At 72.3% G+C, this 16,630-nt stretch carries 13 protein-coding genes; 7 read left to right on the top strand and 6 right to left on the bottom strand.

Annotated features, from left to right (window positions below; translation table 11 throughout):
• The first annotated feature begins 172 nt into the window (after positions 1–172).
• Positions 173–2,002 carry a translational GTPase TypA gene (typA, locus tag EP26_RS19365; RefSeq protein ID WP_043341074.1) on the top strand — a complete coding sequence of 610 codons (1,830 nt, stop codon included), beginning with the start codon at positions 173–175 and terminating at the stop codon, positions 2,000–2,002.
• Between the two features lie 79 nt (positions 2,003–2,081).
• On the top strand, positions 2,082–2,270 hold the full coding sequence (locus EP26_RS19360; RefSeq protein ID WP_043341071.1) for a hypothetical protein: 189 nt from the start codon (positions 2,082–2,084) through the stop codon (positions 2,268–2,270).
• Here EP26_RS19360 and EP26_RS19355 read toward each other — a convergent pair.
• From EP26_RS19355 to EP26_RS19345, 3 genes are all read right to left on the bottom strand, one after another.
• On the bottom strand, positions 2,260–2,829 hold the full coding sequence (locus EP26_RS19355) for a YIP1 family protein (protein WP_043341069.1): 570 nt from the start codon (positions 2,827–2,829) through the stop codon (positions 2,260–2,262). The two genes, EP26_RS19360 and EP26_RS19355, sit on opposite strands and share 11 nt — an antisense overlap.
• A gap of 11 nt (positions 2,830–2,840) precedes the next feature.
• Positions 2,841–4,343 (bottom strand): flavin-containing monooxygenase, encoded by a 1,503-nt coding sequence (locus EP26_RS19350; protein WP_043341066.1) that lies wholly within the window; start codon positions 4,341–4,343, stop codon positions 2,841–2,843.
• 102 nt (positions 4,344–4,445) lie between these two features.
• Positions 4,446–5,285, bottom strand: a complete 840-nt coding sequence (locus tag EP26_RS19345; RefSeq protein ID WP_043341063.1) for a VOC family protein — start codon at positions 5,283–5,285, stop codon at positions 4,446–4,448.
• Between EP26_RS19345 and EP26_RS19340 the strand changes: the two genes are divergently transcribed.
• Both EP26_RS19340 and EP26_RS19335 read left to right on the top strand, forming a co-directional pair.
• Positions 5,256–6,281: an NAD(P)H-dependent flavin oxidoreductase gene (locus EP26_RS19340; RefSeq protein WP_211259482.1), complete on the top strand. Its 1,026-nt coding sequence runs from the start codon at positions 5,256–5,258 to the stop codon at positions 6,279–6,281. The genes EP26_RS19345 and EP26_RS19340 overlap by 30 nt on opposite strands.
• Positions 6,278–7,672: an amidase gene (locus EP26_RS19335; protein WP_043341060.1), complete on the top strand. Its 1,395-nt coding sequence runs from the start codon at positions 6,278–6,280 to the stop codon at positions 7,670–7,672. Before EP26_RS19340 ends, EP26_RS19335 begins: the two co-directional genes overlap by 4 nt.
• Here EP26_RS19335 and EP26_RS19330 read toward each other — a convergent pair.
• Positions 7,669–8,106, bottom strand: a complete 438-nt coding sequence (locus EP26_RS19330) for an OmpA family protein (RefSeq protein WP_043341059.1) — start codon at positions 8,104–8,106, stop codon at positions 7,669–7,671. The two genes, EP26_RS19335 and EP26_RS19330, sit on opposite strands and share 4 nt — an antisense overlap.
• Complete coding sequence (locus EP26_RS19325; protein WP_245624453.1) at positions 8,103–9,320, bottom strand: cupin domain-containing protein; 1,218 nt, start codon at positions 9,318–9,320, stop codon at positions 8,103–8,105. The genes EP26_RS19330 and EP26_RS19325 overlap by 4 nt, the downstream gene beginning before the upstream one ends.
• Positions 9,321–9,438: 118 nt before the next feature.
• Between EP26_RS19325 and EP26_RS19320 the strand changes: the two genes are divergently transcribed.
• The 3 genes from EP26_RS19320 to EP26_RS19310 are packed head-to-tail and all read left to right on the top strand — an operon-like array spanning position 9,439 to position 15,799.
• Positions 9,439–14,067 (top strand): NAD-glutamate dehydrogenase, encoded by a 4,629-nt coding sequence (locus EP26_RS19320; RefSeq protein ID WP_043341053.1) that lies wholly within the window; start codon positions 9,439–9,441, stop codon positions 14,065–14,067.
• A complete protein-coding gene (locus EP26_RS19315; RefSeq protein ID WP_043341051.1) occupies positions 14,064–14,546 on the top strand; it encodes a mismatch-specific DNA-glycosylase in 483 nt (160 codons plus the stop codon). The genes EP26_RS19320 and EP26_RS19315 overlap by 4 nt, the downstream gene beginning before the upstream one ends.
• Positions 14,543–15,799, top strand: a complete 1,257-nt coding sequence (locus tag EP26_RS19310; RefSeq protein ID WP_157033629.1) for an MFS transporter — start codon at positions 14,543–14,545, stop codon at positions 15,797–15,799. Before EP26_RS19315 ends, EP26_RS19310 begins: the two co-directional genes overlap by 4 nt.
• Here EP26_RS19310 and EP26_RS19305 read toward each other — a convergent pair.
• A complete protein-coding gene (locus tag EP26_RS19305) occupies positions 15,778–16,476 on the bottom strand; it encodes a CBS domain-containing protein (protein ID WP_245624452.1) in 699 nt (232 codons plus the stop codon). The genes EP26_RS19310 and EP26_RS19305 overlap by 22 nt on opposite strands.
• Positions 16,477–16,630 lie beyond the last annotated feature (154 nt).

The following is a 16,630-nucleotide window of genomic DNA, read 5'->3' as shown; positions in this document are numbered from 1 at the left end:
TTCCCCTCCCGTCCGCCTTTTCCACACTCGGCCCTCGCTTTTTGCGCAGCAAAGCCCTATGTGTTGCGCCGCAACAAGCCGCCAGCCTGCTCTGCCCGACCCCCAGCCGCATCCGGCTGCCGAGGTTGGGCTTCGCTTTGCGTTGCGGCGGCACCGGAATTAAGGCCCCGCAATGGAAATCCGTAACGTCGCGATCATCGCGCATGTCGACCATGGCAAGACGACCCTGGTGGACAATCTGCTGAAGCAGGCCGGCGCTTTCCGCGCCAACCAGGCCGTCGCCGAGCGCGCGCTCGACCGCAACGACCTGGAGCGCGAGCGCGGCATCACCATCCTCGCCAAGTCCACCGCCGTCGAGTGGAAGGGCGTCAAGATCAACATCGTCGACACCCCGGGCCACGCCGATTTCGGCGGCGAGGTGGAGCGCATCCTCTCCATGGTCGATGGCGCGATCGTCCTCTGCGACGCCGCCGAGGGGCCGCTGCCGCAGACCAAGTTCGTCCTCACCAAGGCGCTGGCGCGCGGCCTCCGCCCGATCGTCGTCATCAACAAGGTGGACCGGCAGGACGCGCGCCCGGACGAGGTGCACAACGAGGTCTTCGACCTCTTCGCCGCCCTCGGTGCGACGGACGAGCAGCTCGACTTCCACACCCTCTTCGCCTCCGGCCGCCAGGGCTGGGCCGATCTCGAGCTGGAAGGGGCCCGCAAGGACCTCTCGCCGATGTTCGACCTGATCCTGAGCCATGTCCCGGCGCCGAAGGTCGATCTCGAGAAGCCCTTCGCCATGAACGCCTCGATCCTCGAGAGTGACAACTTCCTCGGCCGCATCCTGACCGGCCGCGTTGAGCAGGGCACCGCCCGGGTCAACATGCCCGTCCGCGTGCTGCGCCAGGACGGCACCGTGGTCGAGAGCGGCCGGCTGACCAAGCTGATGACCTTCTCCGGCCTCGACCGCGTGCCGGTCGAGGAGGTCCAGGCGGGCGACATCATCGCCATTGCCGGCCTTTCGGATGCGACGATTCCCGACACCATCGCCTCGCCCGAGGTGACGGAGCCGCTGCCCGCCATCCCGGTCGATCCGCCGACGCTGGCCATGACCTTCCGCATCAATGACGGTCCGCTCGGCGGCCGCGAGGGCAAGAAGGTGACGTCGCGGCAGATCCGCGACCGGCTCTTCAAGGAGACGGAAGGCAACGTCGCCATCCGCGTCAAGGTCAGCGAGGAGGTGGACGCCTTCGAGGTGGCCGGCCGCGGCGAGCTCCAGCTCGGCGTGCTGATCGAGCAGATGCGGCGCGAGGGCTTCGAGCTGACTATCGGCCGTCCCCGCGTCCTCACCCGCGACAACCCGGAGACGGGCGAGCGCGAGGAGCCCTTCGAGGAGGCGCTGATCGACGTGGACGAGGCCTATTCCGGCGTCGTCGTCGAGAAGATGTCGATGCGGAAGGGCCAGATGCAGGACATGCGGCCCTCGGGCGGCGGCAAGGTCCGGCTGACCTTCCACATCCCCTCGCGCGGCCTCATCGGCTACCACGGCGAGTTCATGACCGACACGCGCGGCACGGGCATGATGAACCGGCTTTTCCTCGGCTACTTCCCCTGGGCGGGGCCGATCGAGGGGCGGCGCAACGGCTCGCTGATCTCCAACTCCGACGGCGAGGCGATCCAGTACGCGCTGTTCTACCTGCAGGAGCGCGGCACGCTCTTCGTCGACCCGGGCGTCAAGGTCTATGTCGGCATGATCCTCGGCGAGCACAGCCGGGACAACGACCTGGACGTGAACCCGATTAAGGAGAAGAAGCTCACCAACATCCGCGCCGCCGGCAAGGATGAGGCGCTGCTGCTGATCCCGCCGCGGCGGATGAGCCTCGAGCAGGCCATCGCCTATATCGAGGACGACGAGCTGGTGGAGGTGACGCCTTCCGCCATCCGTCTCCGCAAGCGCTACCTCGACCCGCACGAGCGCAAGAAGCACGCCCGCCGCGCCGACAGCGAGGCGGCGTAAGGCACTTCGTCCATGATTCGGGAAGGCTTCGGCGTCATGATGCCGGAACCTTCCTGATCCGGACCGAGGACGCCTGCCCGTGACTACGCCCATCGCCGAGGATTTCGCCGCCATCCGTGCCCGGCTTGAGGCCATCCACACCGAGGAGCGCGGCCGGGCCGCGGAGCCGGCCCCGCTGGTCCAGCCGCGCGCGACCCCGCCCGTCGATTTCTATGCCTGGCTGACCAGCGGCTCGCTCTGGTCCGCCGGTGGCCCGGCTACAGGCTGATCGCCAGCCCGGCCACCATCACGACCAGGATATTCACCGCGATCCCGACCACCACCGCGGCCAGGGTGAAGCCCATCACCCGGTCCTGGGGCATGCGCAGTACGATCGGCGCGCCTTTGTAGAAGGTGTAGAGGCTGTAGAGGCCGAGCACCCCGAGGATCGCCAGCGGCGGGATGATGGCGAAGATGCCGGCGATCCAGGCTGCCGTCGGGGTATGGACGGCGAGCTTCATCGCCGAGACCTCGTCCCCCACTCCGCCGAAGCGGGGCGAGAGCGCCTGCACCACCTTGCCCCAGAGCCACAGGCCGAACAGCCCAAGCAGATAGCCCAGCACGGCATTGATCAGCAGCCGGAACACGCCGACCGGCGCCCCGAGCACGCTGCCCAGATAGCCAGCGAAGATCGCCGAGCCTATGAAGCCCGCCACCGCCGGCAGGGCGGAGAGCGGCACGGCATAGCCGGTGAAGAGGCTCTGCGTATCCGCAGGCTCGGACGCGATCACCCGCCATTCCTGCTCGGGTCGCTGGAGCAGGGCCTTCACCCGGTCGAGAAGCGCCATGGGATCTCCGTTCAGCGATAGACGAAGGCGGCGTCGTTCAGGTCGATGGCGGCGAAGGCGTCCTTCTCCGACCAGTAGTCCTGGGTGTGCTGCCATTCCGGCTTGTCGCCGCGCTTCGGCAGCAGATGCATCCCCCGCATCAGGTAGCCCGGGTTGAAGTTCTCCGGGTCGATCCAGGGGAGGATGGGCATGTCGCGGTCCTCCGGCCGCAGCGCCACCTCGACGCGCTTCGCCCCCTTCGCCTCCATGTATTTCAGCAGCCGGCAGACGAAGTCGCCGACGAGGTCGGCCCGCAGCGTCCAACTCGCGCGGAAATAGCCGAAGACCCAGGCCATGTTGGGGATGCCGGTGAACATCATCCCGCGATAGGTGACGGTCTCGTGGAAGGCGAGCGGCTTGCCGTCGATCTCGAAGGCGATGTCGCCCAGCACGTTGAGGTGGAAGCCGGTGGCGGCGACGATGATGTCCGCCTCCAGGTGCTGGCCGGATTTGAGCTGGATGCCCGTCTCGTCGAAATGCTCGATCTCGTCGGTGACGACCGAGGCCTCGCCGCGTGCCACCGCCTGGAACAGGTCGGCATCGGGCACGAAGGCGATGCGCTGCCGCCATGGCCGGTAGTTCGGGGTGAAATGCGTATCCAAGTCGTAGTCCGGCCCGAGAATGGAGCGGAGATTGGCCAGCATCTCCGCCTTCACCTTCTCCGGCTCGGCGAAGCAGCGCTCGGTGAAGACGGTCTGCTCCAGCAGGATCTTGCGGCGGACGATCTCGTGGATCCAGCTCTCGTCCACCTGAAGCTTGCGCAGCTCCTCCGCCAGCTCGATGGCATTGCGGCCGGTACGGAAATAGGTGGGCGTGCGCTGCAGCATCGTCACATGCGCGGCCTTGCCCGCCATGGCCGGCACGATGGTCGCCGCCGAGGCGCCGGAGCCGATGACGATGACGCGCTTGCCGGCATAGTCGAGGTCTTCCGGCCAATTCTCGGAATGGACGAGCTGGCCGCGGAAGCGCTCCTTGCCCGCCCAGTCCGGCATGTAGCCGTCGTTGTGGCGGTAGTAGCCCTGGCACATCCAGAGGAAGCCGGCGGTGATCCGCACCGCCTCGCCGGTGTCGCTGCGCGTCGCCTCGATGGTCCAGAGGTTGTCGGCGCTCGACCAGCGGGCGGAATGGATGCGGTGGTTGTAACGGATGTGGCGGTCCAGCCCGTTCTCCTCGATCACCTCGCCCATGTACTTGCGGATCTCCTCCGCCGTGGCGATGGGCGTGCCGGTCCAGGGCTTGAAGCGGTAGCCGAAGGTGTGGAGGTCGCTGTCGGAGCGGATGCCGGGATATTTGTGCGTCCACCAGGTGCCGCCGAAGGTCTCGGCCGCCTCCAGCACGGCGAAGCTGGTGCCGGGGCATTGCGTCTTCAGGTGATAGGCGCCACCGACGCCTGAGATGCCAGCGCCGACGATCAGCACATCGACATGCTCCGCCTGCTGTGGGGATGGCCTTTCGAGGGTCGCGGCTTCGGACATCGTCCCTGTGATCCTTGGCTGGGGCGCCGTCTGGCGGGCGCCTGATATACCGATAATGATAGCCGCCTACCGGTTGGGCAAGCAGGATCGCCCGCGCCTGCCTCACCGGAAGGCGAGGATCAGCCCATGCGCCGCCCGAGGAGGCACGGCCAGGCCGAACCGCCCCTCCATCGCCCCCAGGCCTGCGGCGCAGCGCACGGCGGCGGAGGGGTTGGCGACCCGGACGGCCAGCGTCGCCGGCCCCTCCGGCGGCAGGCCGCTGAGGTCCAGGCCAGGGTAGCGTCCGGCGAGCTGCAGCCCGGTGAGGAAAACCAGCGGCGCCGCCCCGGTCTCCACCCGCATCGCCCCGTCCGCCTCGGCCTCCGGCGCGCGGTCCAGCACCCGCCCCATCGCCTTCGCCGCCGAGGCCGGGTCGGCCGCCAGCACCTCGATCCCGGCCAGGGCCTCGGCGGTGTTCGGGTGCTCCATCAGCCCGGGGACCCAAGTGGCCTCCGGCGTCAGATGCTCGCAGGCGAAGAGGTTGAGTCCCGGGGCAGGGGCTTCGGCCAGGTGGAAGATGCGGAAGCGCGCCTCCGCCGCCCCGCCATCCGGCATGGTGACGGGCCGGCCGAAGCCTTGCACCGGCAGGGTGGCGACGCCGCGCGCCGCTAGCTCGGCCGCGCCCGCCTCGGCATCCCGCGCCCGGAGCACGATGTTGGAAATGCCCTCGCGCTCGGCCAGCGCCTCGCGCCAGCGGATATTCCGCTCGGTTGGCGCCAGCACGCCGAGCAGTTCCACATAGTCGGTCCGCAGCATGATGCAGTGGTTGCCGGTGCCCATCTCCGGCGAATGCGTCCCCCGCGGCGCCAGGGTGAAGCCGAGCCGGGCGAAGCCGGCCGCCGCGGCGTCCAGGTTCCGCACCAGCACCACGGCATGGTCGATCCCGCCCAGATGCGTCAGCATGACCGCGAATTCCTCCAACCCAGGGGCACCATGTCGCACGCCATCGAAACCCGCGTCACCCGCCTGCTCGGCATCCGCTACCCGATCGTGCAGGGCGGGCTGGCGCGCGTGGCCTTCGCTGACCTCGCCGCCGCCGTCTCCAACGCGGGCGGGCTCGGGCAGATCAGCACCGCCGGGCTCGACGGGCCGGAGGCGCTCCGGGCCGAGATCCGCCGCTGCCGCAGCCTGACCGACAAGCCCTTTGCGGTGAATTTCCCGATCGGGCGGAACGACATCACCCCCGGCCTCGAGGCGGCGCTGGAGGAGGGGGTGCGGATCATCGCACTCACCGCCGGCAATCCGGCCCCCTTCATCCGCCGCTGCGAGCAGGTGGGGGCGAAGACCCTGGTGCTGACCGCAGGGCCCGAACTGGCAAGGAAGGCCGAGGCCGCCGGCGCCGACATGGTGGCGACCGTCGGCTACGAGGGCGGCGGCCATATCGGCCGTTCCGACGAGACGACCATGGTGATGGTCCCGCGCACCGTGGCGGCGGTGAGGATCCCGGTGCTCGCCTCGGGCGGCATCGCCACCGGCGCCGGGCTGCTGGCGGCGCTGGCGCTGGGAGCCGAGGGGGTGGAGATGGGCACCCGCTTCGTCGCCAGCGCCGAGGCCATCGCCCATGACAATTACAAGAATGCCCTCGCCGCCGCCGCGCCCGGCGACACCATGCTCATCAAGCGGACGCTCGGCATGCCCGGTCGCGTGCTGCGCAGCCCCCATGCCGAGCGCATCGTCGCCGCCGAGGCCGCCGGCGTCCCGAGGGAGGAGCTGATCGCCATGATCGCCGGCGCCGCCAATGCCCGTGGCACCGATGGCGGCGACCTTGCGGACAGCTATGTCTGGGCCGGGCAATGCGTCGGGCTGATCGATGGGGTGGAGCCGGCCGGCGCCATCATCGCCCGCATGGCCGAGGAGGCATCGGCCGGCCTCGCCCGCCTGCGCGGGATGATGGCATGAGCGACGATCCTGCCCTGCTTTCCGCCACGGCGCTGGCCGGTCGCTTCGCCCAGGGGCGGCTGTCGCCCGCAGAGGCGCTGGACGGGGTGCTGGCGCGGATCGAGCGGCTGAATCCGCGCCTCAACGCCATCATCGCCCTCGACGAGCCCGGCGCACGCGCCGCCGCCATGGCGAGCACCGCCCGCTGGCGCGCCGGCCTGCCGCTCTCGCCGCTCGATGGCGTGCCCTTCACGGTGAAGGACAACATCGCCATGGCCGGCCTGCCCTGCACCTGGGGCAGCCCGCTTTTCCGCGAAGCCGTGCCGGAGCGGGACGAGCTGCCGGTCGCTCGGCTGCGCGCCGCCGGGCTGGTGCCACTCGGCAAGACCAACGTCCCGGAGTTCACCCTTCAAGGCTATACGAACAACGCGGTCTTCGGCCCGACCCGCAACCCGTGGAACACGGCGCTGACGCCGGGCGGCTCCTCCGGCGGGGCGGTGGCGGCGGTCGCGGCCGGGCTCGGGCCGCTGGCGCTCGGCACGGATGGCGGCGGCTCGATCCGCCGGCCGGCCTCGCATGCCGGGCTGGTCGGGCTGAAGCCGACGCCCGGCCGGGTGCCGCGCTGCGACGGTCTGCCCGCCATCCTGCTCGACCTTGAGCAGATCGGCCCCATTGCCCGCACCAGCGCCGACCTGCTCGCCCTCATGGCCCTGCTCGCCCCGCCCGAGGCACGGGACCCGCTGAGCCGCACCATGCCGCCCTTCGTGGTGCCGGTGGCGCCGGCACGGCAGCGCATCCTCTTCGTCCCGCGTTTCGGCACCAACCCGGTCGATCCGGAGATCGCCGCCAGCACTGCGGCCGCGGCAACGCGCCTCGCCGAACTCGGCCATCATGTGGAGGAAGGCGCGCCGCCCTTCGAGGCGGAGATGCTGGCGGCGCTGTTCAACCCCATCGGCCAGGCCGGCCTCGCCTGGCTGCTGGCCGCCCGCGGCGGCGAGGCGAGCGCGCCGATGCTGCGGGAGATGGCCGAGGCCGGTCGGGCGCTCCCCGCCGCCGCCCTCTTCGCCGCGCTCGACGGCATCGCGGCCTTCCGCCGCCGGATGGCCGGCTTCTTCACTGCCTTCGACCTCATCCTGACGCCGGCCGCCGCCGCCCTGCCCTGGCCGGCCGAGGAGGTCGCGCCGCCCGTCATCGACGGCCAGGCGGTCGGGCCGCGCGGCCATGCCGTCTTCACCAATTTCGCCAACCTGGCCGGGCTGCCGGGCCTCGCCCTGCCCGGCCGGCCCTCTGCCGCCGGCCTGCCGATCGGCTTCCAGCTCGTCGGCCCGCCCGGGGCGGACGGGTTGCTCTGCGCCCTGGCGCGGGAATGGGAGGTGGCGGAGCCCTGGGCGCTTTGGCAGGAGGGCGGTTAAGGCGCGGCGGGCAGCAGCACCACCGTCACGCTCCGCTCCTCCGGCACGGCGCCGCGGGCGAAGGCGGCGCGGCGCGCCTCGGCGCGGATGCGGTCACGCTCCACCCCGAGCTTGGCCAGCGCCTCGGCCACCGCTCCGGCGCGCTTGGCGGCGAGTTGCACCCCGGCCTGCGCACCGCCTTCCTGCGGCGCGGCATGGCCGAGCACGCAGAGCATCCGCTCCGGCTCGCGCTTCGCCCGTTCGGCGGCGGCGGCCAGGTTGCTTCGCGCATCCTCCCGTGGCTGGGCGGCGCCACGGGCGAAGGGGATGGCGAAGGCGTCGTCCTCCAGCTGCTCGGCACCGATGCAGGAGAAGGGACGGGGCTGCGCCCAGGCCCCCTTGGACAGGACGAGGCCCGGCAGCAGCAGGGCAGCGGCGATCAGCGGGATCATCATGCGGCGACCAGCAGCCCCGCATCCCGCAGCCGCGCCAGCAGCGCCGCCGCATCCACCCCTGGATGAGCCGCACGCAGCTCCGGCTCCGCCACATCCGGCCGGGCGAGCAGCCAGCCGGCCGCTTCCACCTCGGCGCCGGCGAGCGGCAGCACGCCGCCGGCGGTCTTCAGCACCCACTCCGCCCCGCGCCGCACCGGCTTCGCCCCGGGCGACAGCACGCGGAAGGAGGGCGCATCCGTCTCCGCGCCCGGCGCCTCGCTGGCCGGGGCAATCCCGCGGGCGGCGAGCAAGTCGTTGCCGCCGCGATGGAAGCGATAATCGGCGACGAAGCGCTCCAGCACCTCCATCACCTTCGGGTCCCGGCAGAGTTCGGCCAAACGCTGGCCGAGTGCGCCAGCGCGGCTGGTGATGGCGAATTTGGCTGCCGCCGAGCCATCCTGCCGGGGCAGGGGCTTGCGGAATTCGGGATCGTAGAGCGCCCGCTCCACCAGGATGTTCAGCAGATCCATCCCGAGCGGCGCATGCACGCCATAGGCGATGTGGACGGAGGCCGGCGCCTCGGCCAGCGCGTCATGGTACCAGCCACGCGGCAGGTAGAGCAGGTCGCCCGGACGCAACAGCACCTTCTCGCGCAGCCGGCCCTTCTGCTGCTCGTGCTGCGCCTGGGGCATGGAGCGGAAGACGGGATGGGCGATGGGCCATTCCGCCCGGCCTTCCCAGAGGTTCCAGGTCTTCTCGCCCTCGACCTGCACCGCCCAGACCTCATGCGTGTCGAAATGCGCGGGGAAGGCCTTGTGGCTCCGCCAGGAGATGTAGACGTTCGCTTGAGCTTTCCCGAGCCCGGCCCCTTCCAGTGCGGCGGAGACGGCCGCGAGGCCAGGCGTCAGGCTGTCCACGTCGTTCATGACGATGCTGGCGCCGCGCTTCACCCAGTCCTGCACCTTCGGCGCCTCGGGCTGCAGCACCTGGGCGTTGTCCCGGCTGGTGGCGCGGCCGCAATACTGCTCGGGCGGCACCGGCGTGCCGTCCATGACGAGCTGGAGCGAATGGCCCGACCAGATATGGGTCATGTCCAGCAACCGGTTGATCTGCCGCCAGGACAGGACATGAGCGAATTTCGCCGCCCCGCCCTGCACATGCAGCGGCTTGCGATCGTAATATTCGGCGAAGAACCGCTCGGGCGTGACCGGGGCGAGCAGCTCGGCAAGGGTCATGGTCATGGTCCGGCGATGTAGCAGATCGCGCGCCGAAGCGGGACCGTTCCGTGAGGCTTGCCGCAGGCGGCGGAAGCCGCGAAGAGAGAGGCGGCCGAATCACGGGGGGATACGACGGATGACCGAGCCGGCCCGGCTTGAACTGCTCCGCCTGGCGGAGGAGGCGCTGCTGCGCCAGGCCCCCGCCCTTCCGGCGGATGCCGCCCATCTGCTCCGCGTCTTGCATGCCGAGGTCCCGGCCGCCGAGCTTGCCGCGCCGGAGGCGGTGGCCGCCGCCGCCGGCAGCCTCTTCGCCCTGGCGCAGGACCGGCCGCCCGGCACCGCCCGCATCCGCCTCATCCCGCCCGCCGCCGGGCAGGGGCCGCATGCGGTGGCGGAGATCGTCACCGACGACATGCCCTTCCTGGTGGACAGCGCGCTCGGTGCCCTGGCCAGGCAGGGGCGGGTGGTCCGCCAACTCCTCCACCCCGTCGTGCTGGTCAGGCGCGACGCGGCCGGGCGCCTGCTCTCCCTCGGCGGCGAGGGCGCCCCCGAGAGCATGATGCGCATCACCCTCGGTGCCGCGCCCACCGCGCTGTTGCCGGGCCAGCCTGCCGTGGCGCCCGATGACTGGGCCGGGCTCGAGGCGGCGCTGACCCAGGCGATGGCCGATACCCGCTGCGCCGTGGAGGATTTCCCCGCCATGGCCGGCCTGCTGCGCCAGGCGGCGGCGGAGGTGGCGCCGCGCGCCGAGCCGGGCGCCATCGGCTTCCTCCGCTGGCTGGGCAAGGACAATTACGTCCTGCTCGGCCATCGCCGCCTCGACCTCACGCCGGAGGGCGCGCTGCGCCCGGTGGAGGCCGAGAATCTCGGCCTGCTGCGCGACCCGGCGCTGCCCGTCTTCGACGTGCTGCGCGGCGAGGGCGCCCTGCCGCCCGCGCTCCGCGCCGCGCTGACCGACAGCGCCGCCGTCACCATCGCCAAGGCGAATATGCGGAGCACCGTGCATCGCCCGCAGCATGCCGATGTGATCGTCACCGACATGCTCGGCGCCGAGGGGCAGGTGGTGGGGCTCCGCCTCTTCCTCGGCCTCTTCGCCGCCTCGGCCTACAACCGCAACCCGCGCAGCATCCCGCTGCTGGCGGAGAAGGTGGACCGCATCCTCTCCGCCGCCGGCTACGACCCGGAGGCGCATGATGGCCGCGCGTTGCGCAACATCCTCGACACCTGGCCGCGCGACGAGCTGTTCCAGGCGCCGGAGGCGCAGATCCTCGCCGCCGCCCGCCGCGCGCTCGACCTGCAGATCCGCCCGCGCCCGGCGCTGGTGCTGCGGCGCGACCCCTTCGGCCGCTTCGTCTCGGCCATCGCCTGGCTGCCGCGCGACACCTTCGACACCCGGCTGCGCGAGCGCGTCGGCGCTATGCTGGCGCGGGCCTGCGGCGGCCGGCTGAGCGCCTGGTACATCGCGCTCGGTGATTCGCCGCTGGCGCGCATCCACTACATCATCGGCACCGACCCGGCGCAGCCGGCCGAACTGGACGAGGCGGCGCTGGAGGCGGCCGTCGCCCAGGCGGCGCGCGGCTTCGCCGAGCGGCTCTCCGAGGCGCTCGCCGCCGAACGGGGCGAGGCCGCTGCCGCGGCGCTGCTGGCGCGCTGGCAGGAGGCCTTCCCGCCCGGCTACCGCGAGGCGGCGACCGGCACCGAGGGCGCGGCCGACCTCGCTCTGGCCGAACGCGCCCTGGCCGAGGGCCGCCCCGCCGCCGCGCTGGCTCGGCCGCCGGGCGCTGCCGGCCTCGTGCTGCGCCTCGCCAATCCGGGCCGCGCGCTGCCGCTGGCCGATGCGCTGCCGCTCTTCGAAAGCCTCGATCTCCGCGCCATCGAGGAGCTGCCGCATCGCCTCACCCCCGCCGGGGCAGGCGTCGTCGTGTTGCACGTCTTCACCCTGGAGCCCGGCGGCCCGGCCGAACCCGCCCGCTTCCCCGCCCTGCTCGAGGCGCTGGCCGCGCTGCTGGACGGCCGCGCGGAGGCCGATGGCTTCAACCGCCTCGTGTTGCGCGCCGGGCTCGGCTGGCGCGAATGCTGGCTGCTGCGCGCGCTCTATCGCTGGCTGAAGCAAGTCGGCTTCGCCTTCGCCCAAGGCAGCGTGGAGGCGGCGCTCGCGGCCCACCCCCCCGCCGCGCGGCTGCTGCTTGACCTCTTCCATGCCCGCTTCGACCCGGACCGGCCGCGCGGCGAGGAGGCGGCGCTCGATGCCGCCTGGCGTGCCCTGCTCGACACGGTGGAGAACCCGGACGAGGACCGCATCCTCTCCCGCCTCCACCAGGTGCTCGGCGCGATGCTGCGAACCAACTACTTCCAGGGCCACGACTACCTCTCGCTGAAGATCGACAGTGCCGCGGCCGGCGAGATGCCGGCGCCGCGGCCCTGGCGCGAGGTCTTCGTCCATTCGCCGCGGATGGAGGGCGTGCATCTCCGCGCCGGGCCGGTGGCGCGCGGCGGCATCCGCTGGTCCGACCGGCGGGAGGATTTCCGCACCGAGGTCCTTGGGCTGATGAAGGCGCAGCGCGTCAAGAACGTTGTCATCGTGCCGACCGGGGCGAAGGGCGGCTTCGTGCTCAAGACCATCCCCGCCGAGCGCGAGGCCTTCCAGGCCGAGGGCGTCGCCTGCTACCGCCTGCTGGTCCGCGGCCTGCTCGACATCACCGACAACCTCTCGCCGCAGGGCGTGGTGCCGCCCGCGCGGGTGGTGCGCCGCGACGGCGACGACCCCTACATGGTCGTCGCCGCCGACAAGGGCACGGCGACCTTTTCCGACATCGCCAACGGCCTCTCCGCCGAGTACGGCTTCTGGCTGAGCGACGCCTTCGCCAGCGGCGGCTCGGCCGGCTACGACCACAAGGGCATGGGCATCACCGCGCGCGGGGCCTGGGTGATGGTGGCGCGGCACTTCGCCGAACTCGGCCACGACATCTTCACCGAGGAATTCACCTGCGCCGGCGTCGGCGACATGTCGGGCGACGTCTTCGGCAACGGGTTGCTGATCTCGCCGCATACGAAGCTCGTCGCCGCCTTCGACCACCGCCACATCTTCCTCGACCCGATCCCCGACCCTGCGGCCTCCTTCGCGGAGCGCCAGCGCCTCTTCGCCCTGCCGCGCTCCTCCTGGGCCGACTACGACACGGCGAAGATCTCGGAAGGCGGCGGCGTCTTCCCGCGCAGCCTGAAGGCCATCCCGCTCTCGCCGCAGGTGCGCGCGCTGCTCGGGATCGAGGCGGAGCGGATCGAGCCGGCGGCGCTGATGCAGGCCATCCTCCGCGCCCCGGTGGACCTGCTCTATTTCGGCGGCATCGGCACCTATGTGAAGGCGGGTACCGAAAGCCAGGCCGAGGCCGGCGACCGCGCCAATGACGCGCTCCGCGTCAACGGCCGGGACGTCCGCGCCCGCGTGGTGGGCGAGGGCGCCAACCTCGCCGTGACCCAGGCCGGCCGCGTCGAGATCGCCCGCGCGGGCGGGCGCATCAACACCGACGCGCTCGACAATTCGGCCGGTGTCTCCACCAGCGACCATGAGGTGAACATCAAGATCCTGCTCGCCGATGCCGAATCCTCCGGCGCGCTGACCCGCACCCAGCGCGACGCGCTGCTCGCCGAGATGACGGACGAGGTGGCGGAGCTGGTGCTGCGCGACAACGCCCAGCAGGCGCTCGCCGTCTCGCTCGAGGAGCGCGCAGGGGCGGATGCGCTGCCCGCCCAGGCGGCGCTGATGCAGCGGCTGGAGGCGGCGGGCGTGCTCGACCGCAGCGTCGCCGGCCTGCCCGACGCCGCGACCATGGCGAGCCGCATCGCCGCCGGCGAGGCACTCACCCGCCCCGCCATCGCCGCGCTGCTGCCATTGGCAAAACTTTGGCTCACCGAAGAGATCGAGGCGAGCGACCTGCCGGACGACCCGGTCTTCGCCCCGTTGCTGCTCGCCTATTTCCCGAAACCCTTGCAGGCGCGCTTCCCGGAGATGATCGCCCGCCACCGGCTGCGGCGGGAGCTGGTGGCGACCGCCATCGCCAATGAGGTGGCGAACCGCCTCGGCTGCGCCGCGCTCGGCCGGCTGGCGGCGGCGGCCGACCCGGTGACCCTCGCCCGCGCCGCCTGGCTGGCCGGCGAGGTCTTCGCCCTGCCCGCGGCGGCGGATGCGGCCGATGCCTCCGCCGCCCCGGCCCCCGCCCGGCTCGATTTGCTGCTGGCGCTGCGCCGCTTGCAGGAGGAAGCCGCGCTCGCCCTGCTCGACGCACCCCGTCCGCTGGAACTGGCCCTCGCCGCGCTGCGCCCCGGCGTCGAGGCCCTGGTCGCCGGCACCGAGCCCGGCCCCGAGGCCGCCGCCTGGCGCGAGGCCGGCCTGCCGGAACCAGCCGTGGCGCTGGCCTCCGCCGCCGGGCGGCTGGCCGCCGCGCCGGTCATCCTGCAACTGGCCGGCGCCACCGGTGCCGCGCCCGAGGAGGCCGCCGCCGCCTGGTCCGCCATCGGCGCCGAATACGGGATCGAGGTGCTGCGTCAGGCGGCCCAGGCCGCGCCCGCGCCTGGCACCTTCGGCCCGCGCGCCCGGGCGGCGCTGCTGGCTGATCTCGGCGCCGTCCAGGCGCGGCTGGCCGCCGCCCGGCTAGCCGGCACCGCGCCCCGGGTTGAGCCGCCCCTCGCCCTGGCGCGCGAGGTGGCGATGGCCGGCGACCTGGCGGCGATCGGCGTCGCGGTGCGGGCGCTGGCGGCGGTGGCGTGAGCCACATCCTTCCGGACCTGCTCCGCCCCGGCCTCCGGCTGGTGATCTGCGGCAGCGCGGCGGGCACCGTCTCCGCTGCACGCGGCGCCTATTACGCCGGGCCGGGCAACAAATTCTGGGACATCCTGCACCGCATCGGCCTGACGCCGCGGCGCTTCCGGCCGGAGGAATACCCCCTGCTGCTCGACCTCGGCATCGGCCTCACCGATCTCTGCAAGACCGCCTTCGGGCCGGATGCCACGCTGCCGCGCGACGGCTACGACCTGCCCGGCCTCCGCGCCCGGCTGGCGGCCGTGGCGCCCCGCATGCTCGCCTTCAACGGCAAGGCCGCCGCCGCGCGCTGGCTCGGCCTAAAGGCCCCGCGCTTCGGCTGGTGGGAAGGGGCGCCGCCGGTGATGGTGCTGCCCTCCACCTCCGGCCTCGCCTGCCGGAGCTGGCAGGAGGCGCCCTGGTTCGACCTCGCCCGGCGCGCGGCATGACGCGCCAGGCCTGGGCCTGGGCCCTCTACGACTGGGCGAACAGCGCCTTCCCCACCGTCGTCTCCACCTTCGTCATCGCCGCCTATTTCACCAAGGGTATCGCGCCCGACCCGGCGACCGGGCAGGCGCAATGGGGCTGGATGCAGACCACGGCGGGCATTGCCATCGCCCTGCTCTCCCCGGCGCTTGGCGCCGTCGCCGATGCGGGCGGCCGGCGGCGGCTGATGCTCGGCCTCTGCACGGGGGTGATGGTGCTGGCGACGGCCGGGATCTGGTTCGCCGAGCCGCGGCCGGAGGATGCGCTCTGGGCGCTCGCCTGCGTCGGCCTCGCCACCATCGCCTTCGAACTCGGCAACGTCTTCTACAATTCCCTCCTGCCGGAGGTGGCGCCACCGGCGCAGATCGGCCGCGTTTCCGGTCTCGCCTGGGGCCTCGGCTATGCCGGCGGCCTCGCCTGCCTCGTCATCGCGCTTTTCGTGCTGGTGCAGCCGAAGCCGCCCCTCTTCGGCCTCGACGCCGCGAGCGCCGAGCCGGTGCGGGCGACGGCGTTGCTGACCGCCGCCTGGGTCGCCGCCTTCGCCTGGCCCGTCCTCGCCCTGCTCCCCGGCCACCATGGGCCGAAGCCCGGCTGGCGGGCGGCGGCGCGGGGCGGCATGGCGGAGATCATCCGCCTGCTGCGCGGCCTGCCGCGCAACCCGGTGATGGCGCGCTTCCTCGTCGCCCGGCTGTTCTACACCGACGGGCTGAACACCCTCTTCGCCTTCGGCGCCATCTATGCCGCCGGTGTCTTCGGCATGGAGTTCGAGGAGATCCTGGTCTTCGGCATCGCGCTGAACCTGACGGCCGGGCTCGGCGCCGCCGGCTTCGGCCTGATCGAGGATCGCATGGGCTCGAAGCGCACGGTGATGGTCTCGCTCGGCGCGCTGGTGCTGCTCTCGGCCGGGCTGCTGGTGGTGGAGGGCAAGCCCGCCTTCTGGGCCCTCGCCCTTACCCTCGGCCTCTTCATCGGCCCTGCCCAAGCGGCCAGCCGGACGCTCATGGCCCGCCTCGCGCCGCCGGATGAGGTGGCGGCGCATTTCGGCCTCTTCGCCCTCAGCGGGCGGGTCACCGGCTTCCTCGGCCCCGCGGCGCTCGCCGCCGTCACTGCGGCGACGGGCAGTCAGCGGGCGGGGATGGCGACGGTGGTGGTGTTCCTTGCCCTCGGCGCCGCCATCCTCGCCGGCGTCAGGCCCTATGCGGCGACGGAGAGATAGGCCGGCATCGTCCGCATGTCGTCCACCACGCGGGTGACGCCGGGCACATTCTCCGCCAGCACCCGCAGCGCCCGCCGCACCGCCTCGTTGCGGACGAAGCCATGGAAGGTGACGGTGCCGCCCTGCACCTCGACCATGGTGCCGAAGCTGTCCGCCCAGGGCTGCTTGCGCATCGCCACCAGCACCGCCGTGCGGATGCGCTCGTCCGAGAGCCCGTGCGCCAGCTCCGGCGGCGCCACCAGCGCCCGCAGCAGGTCCGCCCGGCTGACGATGCCGCGCAGTCGCCCGTCCTCCACCACCAGCACGCGGCGGATGCCGAGTTCCTCCAGCAGATGCGCCACATGCGCGGCGGTCGTGCCGGGCGTGACGGTCACAAGGCGCTCCGTCATGACATCCGCCGCGGTCAGCCCATGGGTGCGGGCATAGCGCTCCGCCTCCTGGATCGGATTGACGAAGAGCTGTCGCAGCCAGCCAGCCGGGCGGTCCTCGGCGCCGGCCAGGCGGCGGATCAGGTCGGCCTCGGTCACGATGCCGCGCAGGATGCCGGCGCCGTCCAGCACGGGCACGGCCGAGATGCCCCGCTCGCCCAACAGACGGGCAATGGCGGCCACCGGCGTCTCCGGCGGCACGGTGACGACATCGACGCTCATCAGGTCACGGGCGGTCAGGTTGGTCATCGGGGCTTCTCCTTCGCCGATGCCCGGAGCTTGCGCCAAGGGCGGGCTGCCCCGCATTGATCCGGCGCAACCGCCACGCCTCGCTCGGCTTGCCGCAACCTGTGGAAGCGGCGGTGGCGCCGTATATTGTGTACTTTCATTAATCCCCTTTCCA

Source organism: Belnapia moabensis DSM 16746 (assembly GCF_000745835.1).
In the GTDB taxonomy this organism is placed as follows: domain Bacteria; phylum Pseudomonadota; class Alphaproteobacteria; order Acetobacterales; family Acetobacteraceae; genus Belnapia; species Belnapia moabensis.
This window is presented reverse-complemented; position numbering and strand designations above follow the sequence as displayed.